We start from the raw sequence: 22286 nt of genomic DNA, 5'->3' as shown, positions 1-22286 counted from the left end.
CGGCCTCAGTAAGGCGCGTCCGGATGCTTCAGGTGGTAGCCCACGCGCGTCGGCTTGATGCTGTCCATGACCAGGCCGTAGCTCATGCGGTCGAAGGTGCGGAACACCATGACGTGGCCGGCGAACTCGTCGGGCAGGCGCACCTTGTTCTCGAAGAACACCGTGTCCTCTTCGCGGTCCAGGCCCTTCTCGACGCGGTCGACGACGTTGCTGCCCTCGCGCCAGATCGAGAACACGGTGCCGTTGTCCACGCCCTCGCGGGCGCCGACCGACAGCGCGATGACGTCGCGCGGGCCGCCGGAGGTGAGCATGTCGGTCACCGCCAGCACGCGCGCCTTGCCGTAGTCGGTCTGGACCTTCGGCGGATGCGGGAAGAACTGCAGGTCGTAGGCCTGGGCGTCCACCGGCACCACGCGGTCGCCGATGCGGACCTCGCGGCCCTCCTCGTCGAGCAGCAGGGTGCTGGCCTGGATGCCGCCGACTTCACCACGGGTCACGGTGCCGGCGGTCACGCGCATCAGCTCGTGGCCCAGCACTTCCTGGCCCTTGTCGGGCATGACCACGTTGGCCCAGAACTTCCCGAAGTCGACGCTGCGGCGGCCGGTGGCGTCGAACTCGTCCTTGTCGAAGGTGTCGCAGCACATGCCCGCGCGCAGCAGGTGGGTGTAGCGCACCGTGGGGCGCAGCACCGCATAGCGCGTGCCCGCGACGGCGTCGGCAAGGCCGCGCACGTAGACCACCTGGCCGCGGCTGGCGCGCATGCGGTCGTCTTCCAGGCCGACCACGTAGGGCATGTGGTCGAAGGCGTCGACCACGCGCAGGTCCTTGAGGAAGGGCTCGACCTCGGACAGCGGGATGGCGTTGATCGGCGCGGCCTCGGTCCGCGGGCCGGGCGTGACGCCGACGCGGTTGAGGTAGGCCAGGCTGATCACGTCGCCCGGATAGATCAGGTGCGGGTTCGCGATCTGCGGGTTGGCCTGCCAGATTTCCGGCCACAGCCAGGGCTTCTCGAGGAAACGACCCGAAATGTCCCACAGCGTGTCGCCGCGCTGGACCACATATGTATCCGGGTGGTCGCCGCGCAGGCCCTGGGCCGCCGCGTACGTCGCCACCGTGAGCATCGCCACCGCAATACCCGTGCGTAGCGCTTGAGAAAGGCGCTGAAGCTTGCCGGCCATCTACTTGCTCCCCTTGGAGATTTCCCCGTATAGCGGCCGCACTATGCCTACAGGAACCGATCCGGCGCAAGCCTGCGGGCGCTACAATTACCCGCCGTGCCGCCCGGTTGTGACGGCTGCCACCCTTTATCACACGCCCGCATGTCCCTGATCACGATTCTCGAACACCCCCATCCCCATCTGCGCAAGGTCGCCGCCGAGCGCGAGGCGGCCGGCATTGCCGATCCGGCCTTCCAGCGGCTGCTCGACGACATGTTCGAGACCATGTACGAAGCACCGGGCATCGGCCTGGCGGCCACCCAGGTCGACGTCCACGAGCGCTTCATGGTGATCGACGTCACCGAGGGCCACGAGCAGCCGCTGGTGTTCATCAACCCGGTGATCCGCGAGCGCTCGGCCGAGCTGCGCGTGCACCAGGAGGGCTGCCTGTCGATCCCGGGCATCTTCGCCGACGTCACCCGCGCCGACGGCATCGAGGTCGAGGCGCTCGACCGCCATGGCAAGCCGTTCGTGATGGCCGTCGACGGCCTGCTCGCCACCTGCGTGCAGCATGAAGTCGACCACCTCGACGGCAAGCTGTTCATCGACCACCTCTCGCCGCTCAAGCGCGAGCGGGCGATGAAGAAGTACGACAAGCTGCGCCGGCATGGCGACTGACCGCCGCCGCGGGGCCGGCCGATGAGGGTCGTCTTTGCGGGGACGCCGGAGTTCGCGGTGCCTGCGCTGCGCGCCGCCTGCGGCAAGGCGGAAGTGGTGGCGGTCTACACCCAGCCCGACCGTCCCGCGGGGCGCGGCCGCGGCCTGCAGGCCTCGCCGGTGAAGCTCGAGGCGCTGTCGCGCGGCATCCCGGTGCTGCAGCCGGAGAGCCTGAAAACGCAGGTCGCGCGCGATGCGCTGCGTGCGCTCAAGCCCGACCTGATGGTGGTGGTGGCCTACGGCCTGCTGCTGCCGCAGAAGATCCTCGACATCCCCGAAGACGGCTGCTGGAACGTGCACGCTTCGCTGCTGCCGCGCTGGCGCGGCGCGGCGCCGATCCAGCGCGCGATCGAGGCCGGTGATGCCGAAACCGGCGTCTGCCTGATGCGGATGGAGAAGGGCCTGGACACCGGCCCGGTGCTGCTGTCGCAGTCGCTGTCGATCGGCGAAGGGGAGACGGGTGGCCAGCTGCACGACCGGCTTGCCGATCTCGGTGCCCAGGTGCTGTCCGACGGGCTCGGTCTGCTGCGCGCCGGCATCCGCCCGGTGCCGCGGCCGCAGCCGGACGACGGCGTGACCTACGCCCACAAGCTCGACAAGGCCGAGGCGAAGCTCGACTGGTCGCAGCCGGCCGAAGCGCTGGAGCGCAAAGTCCGCGCCTTCAATCCCTGGCCGATGGCGGAAGCCGTGCTGGCCGGCGAGCGCGTGCGCATCCACGGCGCGATCGCCATCGCTGCGCCATCCGGCGCGACGCCCGGCACTGTGCTTGCGGCCGGGCGCGAAGGCATCGACGTGGCCTGCGGCGAGGGTGCGCTGCGCGTCCGCGTGCTGCAGCGTGACGGTGGCAAGGCGATCACCGCCGCCGATTACCTCAATGCCCGCCGTGACCTGGCGGCGGGGGCGTAGTCGCCAGCTCGCCTCGGCGTCCACCAGCCACGCCGCATGCGCGGCGCCGGCGGAGCGCGGACAATGGCGCGATGGAAAAGCTTTCGCCCGGAACCCGTTCGCGCGTGGTCGCCGCGCGCGTCCTCGATGCGGTCCTGCACCAGGGGCAGTCGCTCAAGGACGCGCTTGGCGCGGCGCAGGGTGCGCTGCCCGACGTCCGCGACCGCGCCCTGGTGGAAGCGATCTGCTTCGCCGTGCTGCGCCAGCCGGCCCGCTACGACGCGGCGCTGGCGGCCTGGCTGCCGCGTCCGCTGGGCCGGCGCGACCGGGAGCTGCGCGCGCTGCTGCTCGCGGGGTTCGCCCAGCTCGACCCGCTCGAGCTGCCGGCGCACGCCGCGGTGGCGGCCACGGTCGAGGCCGCGCGCGCGCTCGGCCGGGCGCACCAGGCGGGGCTGGTCAACGCCGTGCTGCGCCGGGCCCAGCGCGAAGGACTGCCCGCCGCGCCCGCCCATGCCCACTGGCCGGGGTGGCTGCGTGAACGCATCGCCGCGGACTGGCCGGAGGATGCCGCCGCGATCCTGGAGGCCAGCGAACAGCTCCCTCCGCTGTGGCTCAGGGTCAACCGGCAGCAGCAGTCGCGGGATGGCTACGCCGCCAGGCTGATCGACGCCGGCATCGCAGCGGAGGCGGTGGCCGGGCTCGACGACGGCCTGCGCCTGCAGGTCCCGGTGCCGGTCGCGAGCCTTCCGGGCTTTGCAACCGGCGCAGTGTCGGTGCAGGACGGCGCCGCGCAGCGCGTGGCCGACGCACTCGCGCCGGCCGCCGGCGCCCGCGTGCTCGATGCCTGCGCCGCGCCCGGCGGCAAGGCCGCGCACCTGCTGGAACGCGAGCCGACGCTGCGCCTGACGGCGCTGGACGTGGATCCGCAGCGCCTGCGCCGCGTGCGCACCACTCTGGACCGGCTGCAGCTGGGCGCCGGGGCGACGCTGCTTGCGGGGGATGCAACCCGACCCGCGGCGTGGTGGGACGGCGTCGCGTTCGACGCGATCCTGCTGGATGCGCCCTGTTCGGCCACCGGCATCATCCGCCGCCAGCCCGACGTGCTGCTGCATCGGCGCGCCTCCGACGTGGCCGCGCTGGTCGCGCTCCAGGCCCGCCTGCTCGATGCGCTATGGAGCACGCTCGCGCCGGGCGGCGTCATGGTCTACGCGACGTGTTCCATCCTCAAGCAGGAAAACCAGGCGCAGGTGGCGGCATTCCTGGTGCGTACCCCGGATGCGCTGCTCGAGCCGCTCGACGACGGGTTCGGACGCGGCGTGTCCGTGGACGGCGTGCGTTTGGACGGCGTGATCCCCGGGCGTCAGCGGCTGCCGGGCGAAGACGGCATGGACGGCTTCTTCATCGCCCGGCTGCGCAAGGCCGCGGGCGGGGCCTAGGCTGCCGGCGTGCGACACGCAGGTCGGGAAGCGGCGCGCGCCGTGCCGCGTCCAGGTGGTGATCAAGTCCACGTTCGCAGCGGAGCAGGCCGTGCGCCCGGGTCTCGGCGACGAAGCGATCGTTCGGGCTCTCGCCGTCGCTGTGCCGCTCCTCGTGGTGGAGATGGTAGGCAAGTCCTGCGAAGCGCAGTTGCCGGCAGTTGATGCCCGCATGGTGCGCGCGCCAGGCAAGCTCGAGGTCCTCGCGCCCCCAGCCTTCCATGCGTTCGTCGAAGCCGTTGAGCTGCAGCAGATCCGTGCGCCACCAGCCCTGGTTGCAGGTCTTGATGGCATGCGGCGTGGTGCGCCTGTTCATGGACAGCCAGGCGTCGGAGAGCGCCAGGGAGCGCAGGGCGTTGCGTCGGCGCGCGACCCCCCGGGACAGCGGCGTGGGTTGCGCATCGGGCCGGGCGAGCATGCGCTCGCGGAACGCTGGGCTGGTCAGCACGCGCGAACCCTGCACGAAGCTGCCGCGCCGTGCCGCGTGTGCGTGATCGGCGACGAAGTGGCGCTCGAGCACCATGTCGCCGTCCAGCAGAAGCACGTACTCGCCCTGCGCCGCGGCGATCGCGAGGTTGCGCGCACGCCCGGCACGGAAGCCGAGGTCGTCTTGCCAGGCGTGGCGCAGCGGCACCGGATAGCCGCCGGCCACTGTGGCGACGAGGTCCGAGGTGAGCGCGCACGAGCCATCGTCGGCCACGATGACTTCATCGGGTGGACGGGTCTGTCGGGCGGCGCTGTCGAGCACCCGCGCCAGCGCCTCGGTCCAGTTGTAGGTGGTCACCACGAGGCTGATGGAGGCCGGCGGTCCCGACGGAGCGACGCGGTGAAGGCGGGGCGTGCGGGGAAAGGGCATTGGGAGACGTGGTGTGGGTGGATGCCACGCCGCCTGCCCCCCGCAGGCGCCGCTGGTCAGTCAAGGCCGCGCAGGGTTCTCCCATGACCGTTAACGCGGCGTCAAGAATCCTTCTTCAAGTGGTAACGGTGGTCGTGTCCGCTACCATTGCCCGATGCCGACCCTGCCGCTCACGCTGCTCGTCATCACGCACAACGAGGCGGCCAATATCGCCCGTTGCCTGGATAGCGTGCCCTTCGCCGCCGAGAAGGTGGTGCTCGACAGCGGGAGCGACGACGACACCGCGGCGATCGCGCAGGCCCATGGCGCGCGCGTGGTCCACCAGGACTGGCTGGGCTTCGGCGCGCAGCGCAATTTTGCCACCACCCAGGCCAGCCACGACTGGATCCTGGTCCTGGACGCGGACGAGTACTTCGGCCCCGAGGATGCGATGCACCTCACCCGGCTGCTGCCCGGAGTGCTTGCGGGTGACGCGGCCGTGGCCGTGCTGCGCCGGCGCACCCTGTACATGGGTGCGCCCATGCGCTGGTACCGACCGATGGTGGGCGAACGCATGGCCCGGCTCTACCACCGCGGGCGCGCGCGGTGGAGCGATGCCCGCGTGCATGAGTCGCTGCGTTGGGACGGGCGTGCGGAATCGCTCGATGTCGCGTTCGAACACCTGCACAACCCCACGCTTCCGCACAAACAGCTGAAGGTGCTGCGCTACGCCGAGCTCAAGTGCCGCGACTGGCTCGAGCGCGGCCGGCCGCCGCGCGTGTGGATGGCGCCCCTGGTGTATGTGGCATCGTTCGCCAAGGAGGCGTTGCTGCGCCTGGCCCTCCTCGATGGCTGGCGCGGCCTGGTGGTGGCGCATACCGCGGCCGCGTACGCGGTCTACAAGCGCATCCGCTACTACGAGATGGTGCGCAACCCCGAGTCCGTCGAGCAAGCCCGCGCGGTCCTGCTGCGCCATGGCCTCGACCGTTGACACCTGCCCCCGGAGTTCCGATGAGACAGCCGCGCCACTATCTCCTGTACGGCTCCGAGCGCTATGCGCTGGCGATCCTGCGCCCGATCCAGGACGCCATCCGCGCGCGTGGCGATGCGACGGCGTGGTTCTTCGATGGCCCCGGCGCTGCCGACCTCGTCGAGGGCGAGACCCTGCTCGACGTCCAGGGCGTGCGCCATTGGCACCCCGACGCGGTCCTGACGCCCGGCAACCACCTGCCGCACTTCTTTCCCGGCGCGAAGGTGGAGGTCTTCCACGGCTTCGACGCGGGCAAGCCGCGGCACATCTACATCCGCGGCTTCTTCGACCTGTACTGCACCACCGGACCGCGCGACACCGTCCAGTTCCAGGCGCTGGCGGAGAGGCTGGGGCATTTCAGCGTCGCTGAAACCGGCTGGCCGAAGCTCGATCCCTTCATGCGCTCGATCGCGGGCCCGCTCCCGCCCGTGCGCGACGTCCCGGTCATCCTCTACCACTCCACGTTCTCGCCTTCGTGGAGCGCCGCCGAGACCCTGTACGAAGAGGTGCGGCGGCTGTCGCGCGACGGCCGCTGGCGCTGGATCGTCACCTTCCACCCGAAGATGGCGGCGGAGACCGTGGCGAAGTTCAAGGCGCTGCAGAATGATCACCTGACATTCGCCGAGAACGACAACATCCTCGAGCTGTTCCCGCAGGTCGACATGATGTGTTCCGACACATCATCGGCGCTCAACGAGTTCCTGCTCACCGGCAAGCCGGTCGTGACCTTCCGCAACCGCCGCCCGGGACCGCAGCTGATCGACATCGACGCTCCGGCCGACTTCGAGCCGGCCATCGCCCGCGCGCTGTCGCGCCCGCCGGAACTGATGGAGGCCATCCGCGCCTACGGCGACGAAATCCACCCCTCGCGTGACGGCTGCAGCAGCGAACGGGTACTGCAGGCGATCGACGACTTCCTCGCGCGTGGTGGCCGCAACCGTGTACCCAGGCCGCGCAACCTGTGGCGAAAGCTCAGGCTGCGCCGCCGGATCGGTTATTGGGGCCCGGCGCGCTGCTGACGTCACCGGCCGCGCGCTGCAGCAGCCACAGGCGGACGGTCTTCTGGCGTGCCGTGTCGGCGGTGACGTACGCGTACACCAGCCCCGCCCAGCCATCGCGGAAACCGCCGCGCAGCAGGTATCCGCGCCAGAACCGCCACGCCGGCGCCAGGACCAGCTTGCCCAGCGTGGCGCGCCTGCCTCGGGCGTTTGCATGCTCGGCCATCATCTGCGCGTACTGGCGGCCCTTGGCGAGCTGGTGCTCGAACGACCGGAACGGGTGGTGCAGGAGGTCACCGGCCAGGGTGCGGACCGGGCCGTCGACGCTCGCGGTCTCGTGGATCTCGCGATCGCCGCGCCAGCCGCCGCGGCGACGGTCGAACAGCCGCAGCTTGCGGTCCGGATAGGCGTTGCCGTGGCGCAGGTAGCGGCCGAAGTATTCCGAGCAGCGCGCGAAGCGATAGCCGGCGGCGCCCTCGAACCCGCGCGCGCGCTCGGCCTGGATCGAAGCCGCCAGTTGGGGGGTGACGCACTCGTCGGCGTCGACGCTCAGCACCCAGTCGTGGGTGGCCTGTTCCACGGCGAACTGCTTCTGGCTGCGGAAGCCGTCGAACGGCCGCACCAGGACGCGTGCGCCGGCCGCTGCGGCGATCTCGCGGGTGGCGTCGGTCGATCCGGAGTCGACCACCAGGACCTCGTCGCAGAACGCAAGCGCAGCCAGGCAGTCGCCGATGCGGTCGGCTTCGTTGAACGTGATCACGGTGGCGGAGATCGGGGTCGGCATGGTGGGCGGTGGGCAGGGCCGGTTGGCGGGTGCGGATGTCGGGCGTTCCCGGAGTATCACCGCCCGGCATTGCAACAAGGTTGTCGCCCGGGCGTAGGCGCGCTGTCATCGTCGGGTGTCATCATTGCCTGATGGAACATGCCCCCGCCGCCAGCGTCATCTTCACCACCTACAACCAGCCGGACTGGCTGGAGAAGGTGCTGCTCGGTTTCGCGGTACAGGACCGCGTCGACTTCGAGGTGCTGGTGGCCGACGACGGCAGCGACGACTTCACCCGGGAGCGCCTGCAGGCGCTGCGGCCGCTGCTGCCGATGCCGGTGCGCCACCTCTGGCAGCCGGATCAAGGCTTCCGCAAGTGCGAGGCGCTGAACATGGCGATCGCCGCCGCGCGTTCGGACTACCTGGTGTTTACCGACGGCGACTGCATTCCGCGGGCGGATTTCGTTTCCACCCACCTGCGCGAGCGCGCGCCGGGGCGCTTCCTGTCGGGGGGTTACCACAAGCTCCCGATGGCGACGAGCCGCGCAATCACCGCCGACGACATCCACGGCCAGCGCTGCTTCGATGCGCGCTGGCTCCATGCCAGCGGCATGCCGCGCTCGCACCGCGACCGCAAGCTGACCGCAGGCCCGGCCACTGCGCGCCTGCTGGACGTGGTCAGCCCTGCCCGCGCGAGCTGGAACGGGCACAACGCCTCGGGCTGGACGCGCGACGTGCTGGCGATCAACGGCTTCGACCAGCGCATGCGCTACGGGGGCCAGGACCGGGAGTTCGGCGAGCGGATGGAGAACGCCGGGATCCGCGGCAAGCGCATCCGCCACCGCGCGGTCGTGGTCCACCTCGACCATCCGCGTGGCTATGCCACCGAAGAGAGCATCGCCTTCAACCGCGCCCTGCGCGCGGAGACCCGTTCCGGCAAGCGGACCTGGACGGAGTTCGGCATCCAGTCTGGCGCCGCACCCGTCGCACTCGACGCTGCGGCCTGAACTGCGGACGGGCCCGGGGACGACGAGCCTCACCGCAGCAGCGGTCAGCTGCGCGCCGCTACCAGCGCAGCGGCATCCGCGCCAGCTCCGCCGCCAGCCGGCCGTGCAGGGCGCGCGCTTCGGCCTCGGGCAGGAAGCGCAGCTGCAGCAGCGTGGTGGGGCGTGCGCCGGCGGTGTCGAGCCACAGCGTGGCCATGCCGAACCAGCGGTCCAGCGGCGATTGCTGCAGGCTCAGCGCCTGCAGCTTCTCGATCTCGGCGAAGCGCCAGCGCCGTGTCCACCAGCCTTCGCGCACCGCAAGCATGCGGGCGTCGAGCGCATAGCCCGCGCGCCATGCGTGCTGGCGGGCGGCATGGACCGCCCACGGCGCCCAGGCCAGGGCCAACAGGCCCGGCAGGCCGAAATACCAGCAGGCGGCAACCGTCGCCAGCGCTGAAAAGACAAGTCCGGGCAGCGCCAGCCGCTGCCACGCGCGCGGATGCAGCCGCCGCCAGCCCACGGGCGGCCAGGCCACGCCGGGAAGCACCTCGCGCACCAGCGCATCGCAGGCCTCGGGCGTGGCGATCGGCGCCAGTTCGCGCAGGCCGCGCTGTTCACCGCCCTCGCCGGCGCTGGCGACGGTGTCGATATGCAGCGCGCGCCGCCGCAGCAGGCGGTGGAGCACACCTTCGCGCAGCGTCCAGGACTGGATCCGCTGCCGCGGCGCGCTGGTGCGCAGGCGGGTCAGCAGGCCGCGCTCCACGGTCAGTCGCCGGCCCTGCAGCAGCAGCCGGAAGCCGTGGTACTGCAGCAGCGCCAGCGCCACCGAGAGCACGCGCAGCAGGGCCAGCGCCACCACCACTACCAGGGCCATCGCCGCCGCGCGCGCGACCATGCCGTCGGCGAGGCTGCTGGCGTAGCCGAAGGCCTTGCCCGCGGCGTCCTGCACCGCGACTGCGAACATGCGGTCGGGCAGCACCTGCCAGGACACGGCGAACGCACCGGCGACCACCACCATGCCGCGGTTGCTCACCAGACCCAGGCGCAGGAGCTCGGCAACCGGGAGCGCGAGCAGCAGCCTGCCATCGCCGTGGCCGGCCGCGACGCCTTCGCCCTCGACATCGCCGGTATCGGCGGCCGCCGCGCCGCGGGTGCGGATCAGGCGCTCCAGCGCCAGCGCCTCGTCCATGCGCAGCACGCGCATCTCGGCCTCGGGCTTGGTGCCGCCGGCCGACTCCAGGCGCACTTCGGCCACGCCGAACAGGCGGTGCAGCAGCGTCTGGTGCAGGGCCACGTTGTGGATCCGCGCGAACGGCACCTGCCGCACCTGGCGTTCTAGCAGGCCTTCGCGGACCACCAGCCGGTCGTCGTCGACACGGTAGCGGTAGGTGAAGTAGCGCCAGATCGAGGCCGCCGCGAGCACCGCCACGCCGACCAGCGGCCAGAGCGCGTAGCTGTCGCCGCGGCCCAGGAACACCAGCACCAGCAGCGGCACGATGAACTGGCGCAGCTGCTGCAGCAGCACGAACAGCCACGACCAGGGGTGCAGGCGGCGTTCGTCGCCGCCCGATGGCAGCAGCGGCGCGCCGGTCGGCTGCGACGCGTCCGTGGACTCCGGCGTGCCGGGTACCTCAGGCGTCGTCGGCATCGTCGTCGTCCACCTGCTGCGCCAGGCGGTCGCGCAGCCGCGTGGCTTCGGCGGCGTCGAGCCCGGCCACGGCCACGGCGCTGTCGCGGGTGCCGGCGGTATGCACCACCAGGGTCGCCAGCCCGAAGCGGCGCTCCAGCGGGCCGTGCTTGAGGTCGACGTGCTGCACGCGGGTGCGTGGCACCCGGGTCTCGGTCTGCCACATGCGGCCGCGGCGGTAGCCCAGGCCGGTGTCGTCGAGCAGCCAGCGCGTGTAGCGGTAGCGGCGGATCGCCATCCACAGGCCCCAGGCCGGCAGCAGCACCAGGCTGGCCAGGGCCAACGGCAGGGCCGGCAGCGGCCGCGGCACCAGCAGGGTGATGGGCACCAGGCTGACCAGCGCCAACGCGCCCCAGGTGGCGCCATGGGCGAGCAGGAACAGGCTGCGCGCGCGAGCCGGCAGTGGCTGCCAGCCGGTGTTCGCGGTCATCGTCCGATCTCCAGGTCGCGGTAAGGGTTGGTCTCGCCGCTGCCCGGCGGCCGCAGGGTGTAGCGCTTGTAGGTCCACTGGTACTGCGCCGGTGCACGCCGTGCCATGGCTTCCACGCCGGCGTTGAGCGCGGCCACCGACACCGCGGTATCCGGGTGGTCGATGCCGTCCGGTGCCGGGTCGATGCGCAGGGCGTAGGCGAGGTCGCGGCCGTCCAGGCGCTCGCAGCAGGCGAACAGCACCGCCGCCCCGCTGCGCTCGGCCAGCCGCGAGAGCAGGGTCATGGTCAGCGCCTGCTTGCCGAAGAAGGGAGCGAAGACGCCGTCGCCGGCCTTGGGCTGCTGGTCGGGCAGGATCCCGATCACGCCGCCGTCCTTGAGGGTCTTGTACAGCTGGCGGATGCCGGGGCCTTCGGCGCGGACCTGGGTAATGCGGTCGGCATCGGTATCGGCGCGCACCCGGCGCAGGAAGGCTTCGCCCACGCTGGATGCCGGCGGTTTGTACAGGATCGCCAGCGGCGTCCGGGCGGCCAGCCACTGGTTGAGCAGCTCCCAGTTGCCGTGGTGGGGCGCGGCCACGATCACCCCGCGGCCGGCGGCGGTGGCGGCATCGAACAGGTCTTCGCCGTGGGTCTCGCGGATCAGGCGCAGGTTGTCTGCATGCGGCCGGGTCCACAGGCGCAGGGTCTCGATGGCCTGGCGGCCGGTGGTGCGCATCACCTCGCGGTGCAGGGACTGGCGGCCGGCGGCGTCCAGCCCGGGCAGGGCCAGCTCCAGGTTGCGCAGCGCCACCACGCTTTCGCGGGTGCCCAGCCGGCGGGTCAGTCCACCCAGGGCATTGCCCAACGCGCGCTGCAGCGCCCACGGCAGGCGCCCGACGGCGGTGGCCCCCCAGTGCAACAGGCTTGCGAGGAACTCGGTCATCGCTAGAGTCTATCCGGCCGATCCCGTTCCCGAGGCTGCCTTTCGATGCTCCTGCTGCTGCAACGCGTGACCCGGGCCAGCGTGGAGGTGGCCGGCGAGACCGTGGGCGCCATCGGCCCGGGCCTGCTGGTCCTGGCGGGCATCGAGCCCGGCGACGGCGCCGCCGAGATCGCGAAGATGGCGCCGCGGCTGCTCGCCTACCGCGTCTTCGCCGACGATGCCGGCCGCATGAACCACTCGCTGGCCGACACCGGCGGCGGCTTGCTGCTGGTGAGCCAGTTCACCCTTGCCGCCGACACCCGCTCCGGCCTGCGCCCGGGCTTCAGCACGGCCGCGCCGCCGGACGAAGCTGAACGGATATTCGGCGCCCTGGTCGCCGAATGTCGGCGTCTTCACGCCCCGGGGGTGGAAATTGGCCGCTTCGGGGCCCATATGACGATAAGTCTGGTCAATGATGGTCCAGTCACCTTCCTGCTGCGGTCCTGAGCCCTCGCGCCGGATGGTATAATTACGGGTTCCCCTTTTCCACGGTGAGCGCCACATGGCGATCGAGCGTCCAGCCCCGCAGTCCGATATCAAGCTCCTGATTTCAAAGGGGCTCGAGCAGGGCTACCTGACCTATGCCGAGGTCAACGATCACCTGCCCGACGATCTCGTCGACGCGGAGCAGATCGAAGACATCATCGGCATGATCAACAGCATGGGCATCGAGGTGCATGAAAACACCCCGGATGCCGAGCAGTTGCTGCTCTCCGGCGATTCGACCGCCAACCGCGATGTCGACGACACCGCCGCCGAAGAGGCCGCAGCCACCCTGACCGCGCTCGACGGCGAGGGCGGCCGCACCACGGACCCGGTGCGCATGTACATGCGCGAGATGGGCACGGTGGAACTGCTGACCCGCGAGGGCGAGATCGCGATCGCCAAGCGCATCGAAGAAGGCCTGAACCAGATGGGCGCCGCCCTGGCGACCTTCCCGTGGTCGGTCGAGCAGCTGCTCGAGGATTACGAACTGCACAAGGGCGGCAAGAAGCGCCTGGCCGAGATCGTGGTCGGCTTCACCGACGGCCTCGACGATGAGCCGATCGCCACGCCTGCACCGCCTCCCGCTGCCGCCGCTGCTCCCGCCGCCAAGGCCACCAAGGCCGGCGCCGCCGAGGCCGACGACGAAGCCGAAGCCGACGGAGACGAGGAAGACGAGAAGGACGACACCGCCGCCGAGGAAACCGGCCCCACCGGCCCGGACCCGGCCGAGGTCGCGCGCCGCATGGAAGAAATGGGCGCCGCCTACGTCAAGTTCCAGAAGACCGTGGCCAAGAACGGCCCCACCGCCAAGCAGGCGCTGAAGCTGCGCGAGGAGATGGCCGCCACCTTCACCAGCTTCAAGCTGCCGCTGCCGCTGACCGACGTGCTGGTCCGCAAGCTGCGCGACGTGGCCGGCCAGATCAAGGACCACGAGCGCCGCATCCTCGACCTGTGCACCCGCGTGGCCAGGATGCCTCGCAAGGACTTCATCCGCGCCTGGGACGGCAACCAGACCAACCTCGGCTGGGTGGACGACCTGCTCAAGCGCAAGCAGAAGTGGGCCAGCGCCCTGCGCGACGTCAAGGACCAGGTGGTCGCCGAACAGCAGGCCACGCTCGACATCGAGAAGGCGATGATGGTGACGCTTGCCGACCTGCGCGAGATCACCCGCGCCATGGCCTACGGCGAAGCCAAGGCGCGCAAGGCCAAGAAGGAAATGGTCGAGGCCAACCTGCGCCTGGTGATCTCGATCGCCAAGAAGTACACCAACCGCGGCCTGCAGTTCCTCGACCTCATCCAGGAAGGCAACATCGGCCTGATGAAGGCGGTCGACAAGTTCGAGTACCGCCGCGGCTACAAGTTCTCGACATACGCCACCTGGTGGATCCGCCAGGCGATCACCCGCTCGATCGCCGACCAGGCGCGCACCATCCGCATCCCGGTGCACATGATCGAGACCATAAACAAGTTGAACCGCATCTCCCGCCAGATGCTCCAGCAGTTCGGCCGCGAGGCCACGCCGGAAGAGTTGGCGAAGGAGATGGAGATGCCCGAGGACAAGATCCGCAAGGTCATGAAGATCGCCAAGGAGCCCATCTCCATGGAGACCCCGATCGGCGACGACGAGGACTCCCACCTGGGCGACTTCATCGAGGACACCAACGTGGAGTCCCCGGTGGACGCGACCACCAACACCAACCTCTCCGAGACCGTGCACGACGTGCTGGCCGGCCTCACCCCGAGGGAGGCGAAGGTGTTGCGCATGCGCTTCGGCATCGACATGAACACCGACCACACCCTTGAGGAAGTCGGCAAGCAGTTCGACGTCACCCGCGAGCGCATCCGCCAGATCGAGGCGAAGGCGCTGCGCAAGCTGCGCCACCCGAGCCGCTCGGAGCAGCTGCGGAGCTTCCTCGATATCGAGTGAGTCGATAGTCCAGGAACGACATGGAGCCCCGCGAAAGCGGGGTTTCGTGTTTTGGCCACTCGAAGTGGCGATCGAAACCCGTGATCCATCGAGGCCGTCCCGCTCTACTCCTATGCAGCGCGCGCCGGCCCCGTGAGTATCGAGTAGCTGATCGGCATCTGAATGGCGCCGGGCGACACGGGCGATCTTCGCGCGACGCCGACACCCGGATGGGCATCTTGCGACCCACGGCGCACCAAGGCGTCACATCCGGAGATACCCATGAATACTGCCAAGACACTCCTCGCCCTCGGTTTCGCCACGGCCCTGGCGGCCTGCAGCAACACCGACCAGGCCGCCAACTCCGCGCAGGAAGCCGCTGAGTCGGCCACCGAGGCCCAGCAGGCCGCGCAGCATGCCGCCTCCACTGGCGACATGGCCGCCGCGCAGTCGGCCCAGGCCGCGGCCGACGCCGCAGACGCCGCAGCCGATGCGTCCGCGCACATTGCCGGCCAGGTCGATACGGGCGACGAAATGACCCGCCGCGACGACCTCGCCGACGCCGCCGAGAAGGCCGCCGATGCCGCGGAACAGGCCCAGGACGCCGCCGAGGAAGCCAACGCCGCCGCCGACGGCGAGAACAACAACGACGGCATGTAATCCGTCACTCGACGAACCCTGCGACGGTCAGCCGCCGCGGGATCGTGTCGCGTGGTCGTGGCCAGTCACTCGTCGTCTGGTCGCGGCCGCGCGATTCTTTCTTATGTCGCGCAGTGGCGGATTACAATCCGCGCTGCGGGCCTATAGCTCAATGGTCAGAGCAGAGGACTCATAATCCTTTGGTTCCAGGTTCGAGTCCTGGTGGGCCCACCAACGCTTCGCGCGGTGGCATGACGTGTCGTCGCTTCCCAGGGAAGCCGCAATGCCGGTGAGTGTCTGCTCACCGCGACCAGTGCCCGACCACCATCACCAGCGCCCCCAGCAGGATCAGTCCGCCGCCCAGCACGTCGATCCGGTTGAGCGGGACCCTGTCCACCCATACCAGCCAGGCCAGCGCGGTCGCGACATAGATGCCGCCGTACGCGGCATAGATCCGGCCCGACGCGACCGGGTGCAGGGTCAGCAGCCAGGCGAACAGCGCCAGGCTGGCCGCGGCTGGCAGCAGCAGCCACGGGCTGCCGCCGTCCTTCCGCCACAGCAGCACCAGCCAGCAGCCGACGATCTCGGCCAGTGCCGTGAACGCGAACAGCGCCGCGATCTTGAGGGTGAACAAGGGGCTCATCGGTGACCACGCGTTCTCGCCACGGCGGCTGGCGAGTATGTCATCGCTCTCCGTGGCCGCCTCATGCACCATACGCAAGCGCACTGGCTTCGCCCGGGGGAAAGCACGCTCGGACACGCTGACCTGCGTCAATGCAGTGCGCCCCGTTGTGGTAAAAATGCTGGTCTTCTCCGGCCCTTCGGCCGTACGTGAACAGGAGTCCCATGACGCGTCCTTCTTCGCTCGATCGCGAGCAACTGCTGGCCTGTGGCCGCGGTGAAATGTTCGGCGAGGGCAATGCCCGCCTGCCGGCGCCGCCGATGCTGATGCTTGACCGCATCACCCACATTGCCAGCGAGGGCGGCGCCTATGGCAAGGGCGTGATCAAGGCCGAACTCGACATCACGCCGGACATGTGGTTCTTCGAATGCCACTTCCTCGGCGATCCCGTGATGCCCGGCTGCCTGGGCCTGGACGCGATGTTCCAGCTTGCCGGCTTCTATCTGCCCTGGCTGGGCGAGCCGGGCCGCGGCCGCGCGCTGGGCTGCGGCGAACTCAAGTTTTCCGGCCAGGTGTTGCCGACCGCGAAGCGCGTGGGCTACGAGATCGACATCCGCCGGGTGATGCGCGGCAAGGTGCCGATGGTGATCGCCGATGGCCGCACCTTCGTGGACGACCGCGAGATCTACGTCGTGCGCAGCATGCGCGTGGGCCTGTTCAAGGACCTGGAGGACAACTGATGCGTCGCGTAGTCGTGACTGGCATGGGCATCGTGTCCTGCCTTGGAAACAAGCTTGATGAAGTCTCGCGCTCGCTGCGCGACGGACGCAGCGGCATCACCGCGGTGCCGGCCTATGCGGAGCTCGGCCTGCGCAGCCAGGTCGCCGGCGTGCCGGTGATCGACCTGGATGCCGAGATCGACCGCAAGCGCAAGCGCTTCATGGGTGACGCCGCCGCCTATGCGTGGGTGGCGATGCGCGATGCGATCGCCGACGCGGGCCTGTCGGCCGACAAGGTCAGCGATCCGCGGGTGGGCGTGATCGCCGGCTCCGGCGGCGGTTCGGCCGAGTGGCAGGTCGCCACCGCCGACCTGCTGCGCGCCAAGGGCGCGCGCAAGGTCGGGCCGTACATGGTGCCGCGCACGATGTGCTCGACGGTGTCGGCCACGCTGGCCACCGCGTTCGGCATCCTCGGCCTGAGCTATTCGATCTCGGCGGCCTGCGCCACATCGGCACACTGCATCGGTGCCGCCGCGGACCTGATCCGTCATGGCGCGCAGGACGTGGTCTTCGCCGGCGGCGGCGAGGAAGAGCACTGGGCGATGAGCGTCATGTTCGATGCCATGGGCGCGCTGTCGTCTGGCTTCAACGACACGCCAGCGGTGGCCTCGCGTCCCTATGACGCGGCCCGCGACGGCTTCGTCATCGCCGGCGGTGGCGGCATGCTGGTGCTCGAGGAATACGAACACGCGAAGGCGCGCGGCGCGACCATCCATGCCGAGCTGGTCGGCTATGGCGTGACCTCGGACGGCGCCGACATGGTCGCGCCGAGCGGCGAGGGCGCGGTGCGCTGCATGAAGAACGCGCTGGCCACGGTGCACGCGCCGGTGGACTACCTCAACACCCACGGCACCTCGACCCCGCTGGGCGACATCGTCGAACTCGAGGCCGTGCGTGCGGCCTTCGGCGACAAGATGCCGCCGCTGTCGTCGACCAAGGCGCTGACCGGGCATTCGCTCGGCGCAGCCAGCGTGCACGAGGCGATCTACAGCCTGCTGATGATGCGCGACGGCTTCATCGCGGGCTCGGCGCACATCGACCAGCTCGATCCGCGCGCCGAGGGCTATCCGGTGGTGCGCGAAAGCCGCGAGGCGAAGCTGGACACGGTGATGTCGAACAGCTTCGGCTTCGGCGGCACCAACGGCAGCCTGGTGTTCGCGCGCGTCTGATACACAGCGTTGTGCCGCGGCCCTGCACGGCGCCGCGGCACGGCGCGTCCGGGATCCATCGTTCCATTGCAGGGCACCCGCGAGCGGTGCCCGCGACGTAGATTGATCGCATACGTCACTGGAACACCGGACCCTCCCATGAGCACACTGTTCGACCACTACGACCTGCGTGGCCTGGCGCTGCGCAACCGCATCGTCATGGCCCCCATGACCCGCTCACGCGCCGTCAGCACCGTGCCCGACGCGCTCACCGCGACCTATTACGCGCAGCGCGCGGGCGCCGGGCTGGTGGTCACCGAAGGTGCGCAGGTCTCGGAGCAGGCGCGCGGCTACCTGTTCACGCCGGGCCTGCATTCGAAGGCCCAGGTGGAGGGTTGGAAGGAAGTCACCGCCGCGGTGCACGCCGGGGGCGGCACGCTGTTCGCGCAGCTCTGGCACGTGGGGCGCGTCGCGCACTGCTCGGTGCAGCCGGGCGAACGCGCGCCGGTGAGTTCGGTAGCGAAGGTCGCCGCGGGCGTGCAGGCCTTCGGCTACCGCGAGGACGGTACGCCAGGGCAGATGCCGGCCAGCACGCCGCGCGCGCTGGCTGCCGGCGAGCTGGCGGGGATCACCGCGGACTTCGTCGCCGCGGCCCGCAATGCGATCGACGCCGGCTTCGACGGCATCGAGATCCACGGTGCCAACGGCTACCTGTTCGAGCAGTTCATCAATGGTGGACTCAACGTGCGCGACGACCGCTACGGCGGCGCCGAAGTCGCCAATCGCCTGCGCTTCGTGCTGGAAACCGTGGACGCCGTCGCTGCCGCCATCGGCGGCCACCGCGTGGGCGTCCGCCTGTCGCCGTTCAACCGCGTGTTCGACATGCCGGCCTTCGATGGCGAAGCCGACACCGCGCTGGCGCTGGCCCGCGAGCTGGCCACGCGGGACCTCGCTTACGTGCACCTCAGCAATCGCGAGGCGATCCTGGCCGGCGGCGGCGAGGGCTTCCTCAAGGCCTTCCGCGAAGCGTATGCCGGCGGCACGCTCATCCTCGCGGGCAACTACACGCACGAGAGCGCTGCGTCCGACCTCGCGGCCGGCCTGGCCGACTTGGTCGCTTTCGGCCGTCCCTTCATCTCGAACCCCGACCTGGTGGAGCGCCTGCGCAACGGCTGGCCGCTGGCCGAGGCCGACAACGCCAGCTTCTACGGCGGTTCGGCGGAGGGGTATACCGACTATCCCGCCTATCGCATGGAAGCCGAGCCGGCCTGAGGCCAAGTTCCGCGGCGTCCGCAACAGGACCAGGCTCAGACGGCCACCCGCGCCATCGTCATCTCCTGGGCTTGCTCGACTGCGGCCCGGTGCGCGGACATGGCGACGCTCGCTTCTTCGATCATCCGGAGGTAGGCCACGGACTCGGCAACGGGAGTGCCAAGTGCTTCCGCCATTGGCATCCATGCCCGGCGCTGCGCGGGATCGTCCAGACGCCCCTGCACGACGAACACGCGCGCGTCGCTGGAGCCCGGAGGTGCGCCGCCACCCGGCAGCACGTGGTCGACGGTGTCCAGACGATGCTCGACCGCCAGCCGCAACAGCGAGCAGGCGACGCGTTCGCGCTCGCATCCGGACAGGGCAGGCCCGTCGGGCGGATCCAGGGCGCCAAGGCGCCCCCTGATCCGATCGAGCAGGCCTTGCTGCGCCGCCGGCGGATGCTCCGGTGATTCATCGGCCACGGTCGGCGGCAGCAAGGGCTTGCCCAGTGTGAGATCCAGCGCCTTGCGCCAGGTCGGCGCGTCGACGTCTGCCGAGGGCTCGAGGCCCTGGTCCTGCTGGAACTGCAGCACAGCGCCCTGCATCGAAAGCCGGTACACGCCATCGACCGCGATCGGCGCATCGCCGGTGCCGCGATATCCGCCGGCGACCAGCGCGCGCTGGACGGCCGCCACCCGCTCCCCGGCCTCGCCCACGCGCTGCACGCCGTCATCGACGAACGTGCGCGGCTCGACGCTATCGCGGTGCACCGCCTGCACCGGCAGGCGCCCCTCGACGAGGTCGAGCATGTAGTTCCCGAACTGCTGGTAGTGGCGCGTGTCCATCTCGATGTGCACGTGCTTGCCGGCCTTCGGGCCCAGGCCGATGTTGTTCTGCGTGCCGAGCGACTGGCCATAGGCCACGGAATCGCCCACCTCCACCGCGATGGGGCCGAGATGCCGGATCCGCGCCACGAGCGGCCCATCGGCGGTTTCGTGGACGTCGACCACGCCGTTCGGAAGATCGACGCGGCCGATGACACCGGCCACCGGCGAAGGGACGTCTACCCGCCGGGTATTGGCAGCGGTCATGTCGTCGAGGATGAAGTCCTTGATCAGCAGGACCTGGTCGGGCTGGAGGCTGCGGTATTTGTCCACGCGACCGTCCAGCACTTCCTGGAACTCACCGCCTACGACTGCATAGGACCGGGTCGTCGTGTTCTCAGCGTTTACCGGGAGGCCGTACACGAGCCCGGCGCTGAAGTTCCGCTTGGGATGATGCGTGTGGAGACTGTCCAGGTCGGCCACCGGAGCATTCATGACGAAAGTACCCTGGGGCGCACGACCGGATTGCGTGACCTGGTAAGTCCTCGGGCGTTCTTCAGGCATTGGACCTTCCTTGTCGATGCCGTGGCTTTACCTACAGCGGATGTACGTGTCTGCCCGTTCCCCGTTGGTGATCGTCAATGTGTTTCTGCGCAGAACGTAGATATCCGCTTCGCCCTGGATTTCGATGGGCGCGATATCGGAAATCGTCACTACGCGCCAAGTCATGGGCTCCTCGGCAATCCCCTCGATCGACTGTAGGGCATCGTTGTTCTCATAGCCATGAAGGACATCCGTCTCGAAATGGATCCTCGTGTCACTGTCCGAAGGACCATCGTCGATGCACGGCAAGGGATACGCGTCCCAGACACCCAGGATTTCGGCCGGGAACTGCGCGCTTCCTTCGGTGCCTGGTTCGAGAGCCACTGTCTCCGGTATAACGAGGAAGAACAGGCAGGCTGCAAAAATCGTGCGGAAACGCATGACGTCCTCCATGACATTCAACAGTGCATGGAGCCTAGCACCGCCTTCACCCTGGCAAAAGTCGGTGTTTGCCTCGAGCTGGAGCAGGTGAAATCCGCAGGCGCTCCGTAACGCCGGACGAATCCAATCGGGCTTACCATCGACCCGCCCGCCGGCTTGCGACCCACCCGGCCAAGCCACGGGCATCCCGGGAACACCGCCTGCGACCCGCTTCCACCGGAGGTTCCAGCATGATCGAACTCGTCATCCAGCAGCGCCGCCGCGACCTCGGCGCCTTCGAAGTCGGCCGCGTGCTTCCCTATGCGAAGCGGCGCATGGTCGGCCCCTATATCTTCTTCGATCGGATGGGTCCCAAAGACCTGGCGCCGGGGCTGCCGACGGAGGCCGATGTGCGCCCGCATCCGCATATCGGGCTGTCGACGATCACCTATCTGTACGACGGCGAGATCATGCATCGCGACAGTCTCGGCTCGGAGCAGGCGATCCATCCGGGCGAGGTCAACTGGATGACCGCCGGCCGCGGCATCACCCACTCCGAGCGCTTCGAGCAGCTGCGCCGACAGGGCGGGCCGATCGACGGCGTCCAGGCCTGGGTGGCGCTGCCCGAGGAGCGCGAGGAGATGGATCCGGGCTTCTGGCACTACCCGAGCGAAGCACTGCCGTTGTTCGACGGCGACGGCATCGTGGGGCGCCTGATCGCGGGTCGGCTGGCGGGCGTGGAGTCGCCGGTGAAGATCGATTCGCCGCAGTTCTACGTGCACTGGCAGCTGCGTGCGGGTTCGCGGGTATCGCTGGGCGCCGAGTATCCGGAGCGTGCGGTATACGTGGCCAGCGGCGAGGTCGAGGCCGATGGCCAGCGCATCGAAGCCGGTGCCATGGCGGTGCTCAAGCCGGGCAAGGCGGTGACCATCGCGGCGCTTGGCGATGCGGTGGTGATGGCGCTGGGCGGCGAGCCGGTGGGGCCGCGCTATATCGACTGGAACTTCGTGTCTTCGTCGAAGGAGCGGATCGAACAGGCCCGCGAGGACTGGAAGGCGGGACGCATGAAGCTGCCCGATCTGGACAAGGACGAGTTCATTCCGCTGCCGCCGAAGATCGGCACGCTGCGGGAACCAGAACCGATGTCGTGAGTGGTGGAGGGCGGCGGGTGCTCCGTAATCAGGGCTTGGGCTGGAACGTCACCTTGGTCGATACCGCGACATCGTTCGGGATGATCGAGACGTCGCCCCAGTCGCCGGCGCCGACGCCGAAGTCCAGGCGCTTGACGGTGGCGTTGCCGGTCAGCACGGGGCGGTCGCCGGGGGTCCAGGTGAAGGTCAGGGTGACCGGCTTCTTGATCCCGCGCAGTTCCAGGGTGCCGTCGGCGGCGTAGCGGTCGTCGCCCAGGCTGCGGAAGCCGCTGGCGGTGTAGCGTGCCTGCGCGAACTTCGCGACGTTGAAGAAGTCGGCGGTCTTGAGCGTGCCGTCACGGTCGCCGTTCTTCGAATCCGCCGTGGCCAGGGGGATGGTGACGTCGAGCTTCGCGTCCTGGGGTGCGGTCGGGTCGAAGCTCAGCGTGCTGCTGAAGTCGGGGAACAGGCCGACGAAGGTTTCGCCCTGGTATTCGCTGGCGAAGCTCAGGGCGCCCGAGGACTGCACGTAGTCGGCGGCGACGGCGGGCGCGGCGGCGGCCACGAGGGCGGTGGCGAGCGCGAGGGAAAGGCTGCGGTTGCGGATGGTCAT

General features: G+C 69.7%; 23 protein-coding genes and 1 tRNA gene. 14 read left to right on the top strand and 10 right to left on the bottom strand.

Annotated features, from left to right (window positions below):
- Positions 1–5: 5 nt before the first annotated feature.
- A complete protein-coding gene (locus E2169_RS06320) occupies positions 6–1178 on the bottom strand; it encodes a LysM peptidoglycan-binding domain-containing protein (RefSeq protein WP_132985772.1) in 1173 nt (390 codons plus the stop codon).
- A 141-nt stretch (positions 1179–1319) separates the two neighbouring features.
- Here E2169_RS06320 and def point away from each other — a divergent pair, with 141 nt between their 5' ends.
- The 3 genes from def to rsmB all read left to right on the top strand — a co-directional run bounded on the left by def (position 1320) and on the right by rsmB (position 4195).
- On the top strand, positions 1320–1835 hold the full coding sequence (def, locus tag E2169_RS06315) for a peptide deformylase (protein WP_132985771.1): 516 nt from the start codon (positions 1320–1322) through the stop codon (positions 1833–1835).
- A gap of 21 nt (positions 1836–1856) precedes the next feature.
- Complete coding sequence (gene fmt / locus E2169_RS06310; RefSeq protein ID WP_132985770.1) at positions 1857–2780, top strand: methionyl-tRNA formyltransferase; 924 nt, start codon at positions 1857–1859, stop codon at positions 2778–2780.
- Between the two features lie 71 nt (positions 2781–2851).
- The gene (gene rsmB / locus E2169_RS06305; protein WP_132985769.1) at positions 2852–4195 is read left to right on the top strand and encodes a 16S rRNA (cytosine(967)-C(5))-methyltransferase RsmB; all 1344 of its coding nucleotides are present in this window, start codon (positions 2852–2854) and stop codon (positions 4193–4195) included.
- Here the strand turns inward: rsmB and E2169_RS06300 are convergent.
- The gene (locus E2169_RS06300; protein ID WP_132985768.1) at positions 4158–5090 is read right to left on the bottom strand and encodes a glycosyltransferase family 2 protein; all 933 of its coding nucleotides are present in this window, start codon (positions 5088–5090) and stop codon (positions 4158–4160) included. The genes rsmB and E2169_RS06300 overlap by 38 nt on opposite strands.
- A gap of 154 nt (positions 5091–5244) precedes the next feature.
- Here E2169_RS06300 and E2169_RS06295 point away from each other — a divergent pair, with 154 nt between their 5' ends.
- Complete coding sequence (locus E2169_RS06295) at positions 5245–6060, top strand: glycosyltransferase family 2 protein (protein ID WP_132985767.1); 816 nt, start codon at positions 5245–5247, stop codon at positions 6058–6060.
- A 20-nt stretch (positions 6061–6080) separates the two neighbouring features.
- A complete protein-coding gene (locus E2169_RS06290) occupies positions 6081–7118 on the top strand; it encodes a CDP-glycerol glycerophosphotransferase family protein (protein ID WP_132985766.1) in 1038 nt (345 codons plus the stop codon).
- On the opposite strand, the gene E2169_RS06285 is transcribed toward E2169_RS06290, so the two are convergent.
- On the bottom strand, positions 7072–7881 hold the full coding sequence (locus E2169_RS06285) for a glycosyltransferase family 2 protein (protein ID WP_132985765.1): 810 nt from the start codon (positions 7879–7881) through the stop codon (positions 7072–7074). The genes E2169_RS06290 and E2169_RS06285 overlap by 47 nt on opposite strands.
- Before the next feature lie 131 nt (positions 7882–8012).
- Here E2169_RS06285 and E2169_RS06280 point away from each other — a divergent pair, with 131 nt between their 5' ends.
- Complete coding sequence (locus E2169_RS06280; protein ID WP_132985764.1) at positions 8013–8867, top strand: glycosyltransferase family 2 protein; 855 nt, start codon at positions 8013–8015, stop codon at positions 8865–8867.
- A 58-nt stretch (positions 8868–8925) separates the two neighbouring features.
- On the opposite strand, the gene E2169_RS06275 is transcribed toward E2169_RS06280, so the two are convergent.
- From E2169_RS06275 to E2169_RS06265, 3 genes are read right to left on the bottom strand one after another with little or no spacing between them, the layout of a single operon-like run.
- On the bottom strand, positions 8926–10494 hold the full coding sequence (locus E2169_RS06275) for a PH domain-containing protein (RefSeq protein ID WP_132985763.1): 1569 nt from the start codon (positions 10492–10494) through the stop codon (positions 8926–8928).
- On the bottom strand, positions 10478–10963 hold the full coding sequence (locus E2169_RS06270) for a PH domain-containing protein (protein WP_132985762.1): 486 nt from the start codon (positions 10961–10963) through the stop codon (positions 10478–10480). The genes E2169_RS06275 and E2169_RS06270 overlap by 17 nt, the downstream gene beginning before the upstream one ends.
- Positions 10960–11886, bottom strand: coding sequence for a lauroyl acyltransferase (locus E2169_RS06265; protein WP_132985761.1), 927 nt, complete (start codon positions 11884–11886; stop codon positions 10960–10962). The genes E2169_RS06270 and E2169_RS06265 overlap by 4 nt, the downstream gene beginning before the upstream one ends.
- A 45-nt stretch (positions 11887–11931) precedes the next feature.
- Here E2169_RS06265 and dtd point away from each other — a divergent pair, with 45 nt between their 5' ends.
- The 4 genes from dtd to E2169_RS06245 all read left to right on the top strand — a co-directional run bounded on the left by dtd (position 11932) and on the right by E2169_RS06245 (position 15190).
- The gene (dtd, locus tag E2169_RS06260; RefSeq protein ID WP_132985760.1) at positions 11932–12372 is read left to right on the top strand and encodes a D-aminoacyl-tRNA deacylase; all 441 of its coding nucleotides are present in this window, start codon (positions 11932–11934) and stop codon (positions 12370–12372) included.
- A 55-nt stretch (positions 12373–12427) separates the two neighbouring features.
- The gene (gene rpoD, locus E2169_RS06255) at positions 12428–14338 is read left to right on the top strand and encodes an RNA polymerase sigma factor RpoD (RefSeq protein ID WP_132985759.1); all 1911 of its coding nucleotides are present in this window, start codon (positions 12428–12430) and stop codon (positions 14336–14338) included.
- A 261-nt stretch (positions 14339–14599) separates the two neighbouring features.
- Positions 14600–14977 (top strand): hypothetical protein, encoded by a 378-nt coding sequence (locus E2169_RS06250; protein WP_132985758.1) that lies wholly within the window; start codon positions 14600–14602, stop codon positions 14975–14977.
- A 137-nt stretch (positions 14978–15114) separates the two neighbouring features.
- Positions 15115–15190, top strand: a tRNA-Ile gene (locus E2169_RS06245).
- A gap of 67 nt (positions 15191–15257) precedes the next feature.
- On the opposite strand, the gene E2169_RS06240 is transcribed toward E2169_RS06245, so the two are convergent.
- On the bottom strand, positions 15258–15599 hold the full coding sequence (locus tag E2169_RS06240; protein ID WP_132985757.1) for a YnfA family protein: 342 nt from the start codon (positions 15597–15599) through the stop codon (positions 15258–15260).
- Between the two features lie 203 nt (positions 15600–15802).
- Here E2169_RS06240 and fabA point away from each other — a divergent pair, with 203 nt between their 5' ends.
- The 3 genes from fabA (at position 15803) to E2169_RS06225 (ending at position 18777) form a co-directional block, all read left to right on the top strand.
- The gene (gene fabA / locus E2169_RS06235; RefSeq protein WP_132985756.1) at positions 15803–16318 is read left to right on the top strand and encodes a 3-hydroxyacyl-[acyl-carrier-protein] dehydratase FabA; all 516 of its coding nucleotides are present in this window, start codon (positions 15803–15805) and stop codon (positions 16316–16318) included.
- The gene (gene fabB, locus E2169_RS06230; protein WP_132985755.1) at positions 16318–17526 is read left to right on the top strand and encodes a beta-ketoacyl-ACP synthase I; all 1209 of its coding nucleotides are present in this window, start codon (positions 16318–16320) and stop codon (positions 17524–17526) included. The genes fabA and fabB overlap by 1 nt, the downstream gene beginning before the upstream one ends.
- A 138-nt stretch (positions 17527–17664) precedes the next feature.
- Positions 17665–18777: an alkene reductase gene (locus tag E2169_RS06225; protein WP_132985754.1), complete on the top strand. Its 1113-nt coding sequence runs from the start codon at positions 17665–17667 to the stop codon at positions 18775–18777.
- A gap of 35 nt (positions 18778–18812) precedes the next feature.
- Here the strand turns inward: E2169_RS06225 and E2169_RS06220 are convergent, their stop codons facing one another.
- Both E2169_RS06220 and E2169_RS06215 read right to left on the bottom strand, forming a co-directional pair.
- Positions 18813–20144 (bottom strand): XVIPCD domain-containing protein, encoded by a 1332-nt coding sequence (locus E2169_RS06220; protein ID WP_132985753.1) that lies wholly within the window; start codon positions 20142–20144, stop codon positions 18813–18815.
- A gap of 27 nt (positions 20145–20171) precedes the next feature.
- The gene (locus tag E2169_RS06215; protein ID WP_132985752.1) at positions 20172–20564 is read right to left on the bottom strand and encodes a hypothetical protein; all 393 of its coding nucleotides are present in this window, start codon (positions 20562–20564) and stop codon (positions 20172–20174) included.
- Positions 20565–20794: 230 nt separating this feature from the next.
- Between E2169_RS06215 and E2169_RS06210 the strand changes: the two genes are divergently transcribed.
- Positions 20795–21694 (top strand): pirin family protein, encoded by a 900-nt coding sequence (locus E2169_RS06210; protein ID WP_132985751.1) that lies wholly within the window; start codon positions 20795–20797, stop codon positions 21692–21694.
- 28 nt (positions 21695–21722) lie between these two features.
- On the opposite strand, the gene E2169_RS06205 is transcribed toward E2169_RS06210, so the two are convergent.
- Entirely contained in the window at positions 21723–22286 is a 564-nt protein-coding gene (locus E2169_RS06205; protein ID WP_132985750.1) for a YceI family protein, read from the bottom strand.

The sequence above is a fragment of the Luteimonas terricola genome (assembly GCF_004352845.1).
GTDB lineage: Bacteria > Pseudomonadota > Gammaproteobacteria > Xanthomonadales > Xanthomonadaceae > Luteimonas > Luteimonas terricola.
Note: the sequence above shows the minus strand (reverse complement) of the source record. Positions and strands in the feature narration are given on the sequence as shown.

Bases quoted from the DNA above. Each gene is read 5' to 3' on its own strand.
- E2169_RS06280 (WP_132985764.1), top strand. From the start codon at position 8,013: ATGGAACATGCCCCCGCCGCCAGCGTCATCTTCACCACCTACAACCAG.
- E2169_RS06275 (WP_132985763.1), bottom strand. From the start codon at position 10,494: ATGCCGACGACGCCTGAGGTACCCGGCACGCCGGAGTCCACGGACGCG.
- E2169_RS06225 (WP_132985754.1), top strand. From the start codon at position 17,665: ATGAGCACACTGTTCGACCACTACGACCTGCGTGGCCTGGCGCTGCGC.
- E2169_RS06270 (WP_132985762.1), bottom strand. From the start codon at position 10,963: ATGACCGCGAACACCGGCTGGCAGCCACTGCCGGCTCGCGCGCGCAGC.
- E2169_RS06220 (WP_132985753.1), bottom strand. From the start codon at position 20,144: ATGCCTGAAGAACGCCCGAGGACTTACCAGGTCACGCAATCCGGTCGT.
- fmt (WP_132985770.1), top strand. From the start codon at position 1,857: ATGAGGGTCGTCTTTGCGGGGACGCCGGAGTTCGCGGTGCCTGCGCTG.
- E2169_RS06265 (WP_132985761.1), bottom strand. From the start codon at position 11,886: ATGACCGAGTTCCTCGCAAGCCTGTTGCACTGGGGGGCCACCGCCGTC.
- E2169_RS06240 (WP_132985757.1), bottom strand. From the start codon at position 15,599: ATGAGCCCCTTGTTCACCCTCAAGATCGCGGCGCTGTTCGCGTTCACG.
- def (WP_132985771.1), top strand. From the start codon at position 1,320: ATGTCCCTGATCACGATTCTCGAACACCCCCATCCCCATCTGCGCAAG.
- fabB (WP_132985755.1), top strand. From the start codon at position 16,318: ATGCGTCGCGTAGTCGTGACTGGCATGGGCATCGTGTCCTGCCTTGGA.
- E2169_RS06205 (WP_132985750.1), bottom strand. From the start codon at position 22,286: ATGACCATCCGCAACCGCAGCCTTTCCCTCGCGCTCGCCACCGCCCTC.
- E2169_RS06320 (WP_132985772.1), bottom strand. From the start codon at position 1,178: ATGGCCGGCAAGCTTCAGCGCCTTTCTCAAGCGCTACGCACGGGTATT.
- rpoD (WP_132985759.1), top strand. From the start codon at position 12,428: ATGGCGATCGAGCGTCCAGCCCCGCAGTCCGATATCAAGCTCCTGATT.
- E2169_RS06250 (WP_132985758.1), top strand. From the start codon at position 14,600: ATGAATACTGCCAAGACACTCCTCGCCCTCGGTTTCGCCACGGCCCTG.
- fabA (WP_132985756.1), top strand. From the start codon at position 15,803: ATGACGCGTCCTTCTTCGCTCGATCGCGAGCAACTGCTGGCCTGTGGC.
- rsmB (WP_132985769.1), top strand. From the start codon at position 2,852: ATGGAAAAGCTTTCGCCCGGAACCCGTTCGCGCGTGGTCGCCGCGCGC.
- E2169_RS06290 (WP_132985766.1), top strand. From the start codon at position 6,081: ATGAGACAGCCGCGCCACTATCTCCTGTACGGCTCCGAGCGCTATGCG.
- dtd (WP_132985760.1), top strand. From the start codon at position 11,932: ATGCTCCTGCTGCTGCAACGCGTGACCCGGGCCAGCGTGGAGGTGGCC.
- E2169_RS06285 (WP_132985765.1), bottom strand. From the start codon at position 7,881: ATGCCGACCCCGATCTCCGCCACCGTGATCACGTTCAACGAAGCCGAC.
- E2169_RS06300 (WP_132985768.1), bottom strand. From the start codon at position 5,090: ATGCCCTTTCCCCGCACGCCCCGCCTTCACCGCGTCGCTCCGTCGGGA.
- E2169_RS06295 (WP_132985767.1), top strand. From the start codon at position 5,245: ATGCCGACCCTGCCGCTCACGCTGCTCGTCATCACGCACAACGAGGCG.
- E2169_RS06215 (WP_132985752.1), bottom strand. From the start codon at position 20,564: ATGCGTTTCCGCACGATTTTTGCAGCCTGCCTGTTCTTCCTCGTTATA.
- E2169_RS06210 (WP_132985751.1), top strand. From the start codon at position 20,795: ATGATCGAACTCGTCATCCAGCAGCGCCGCCGCGACCTCGGCGCCTTC.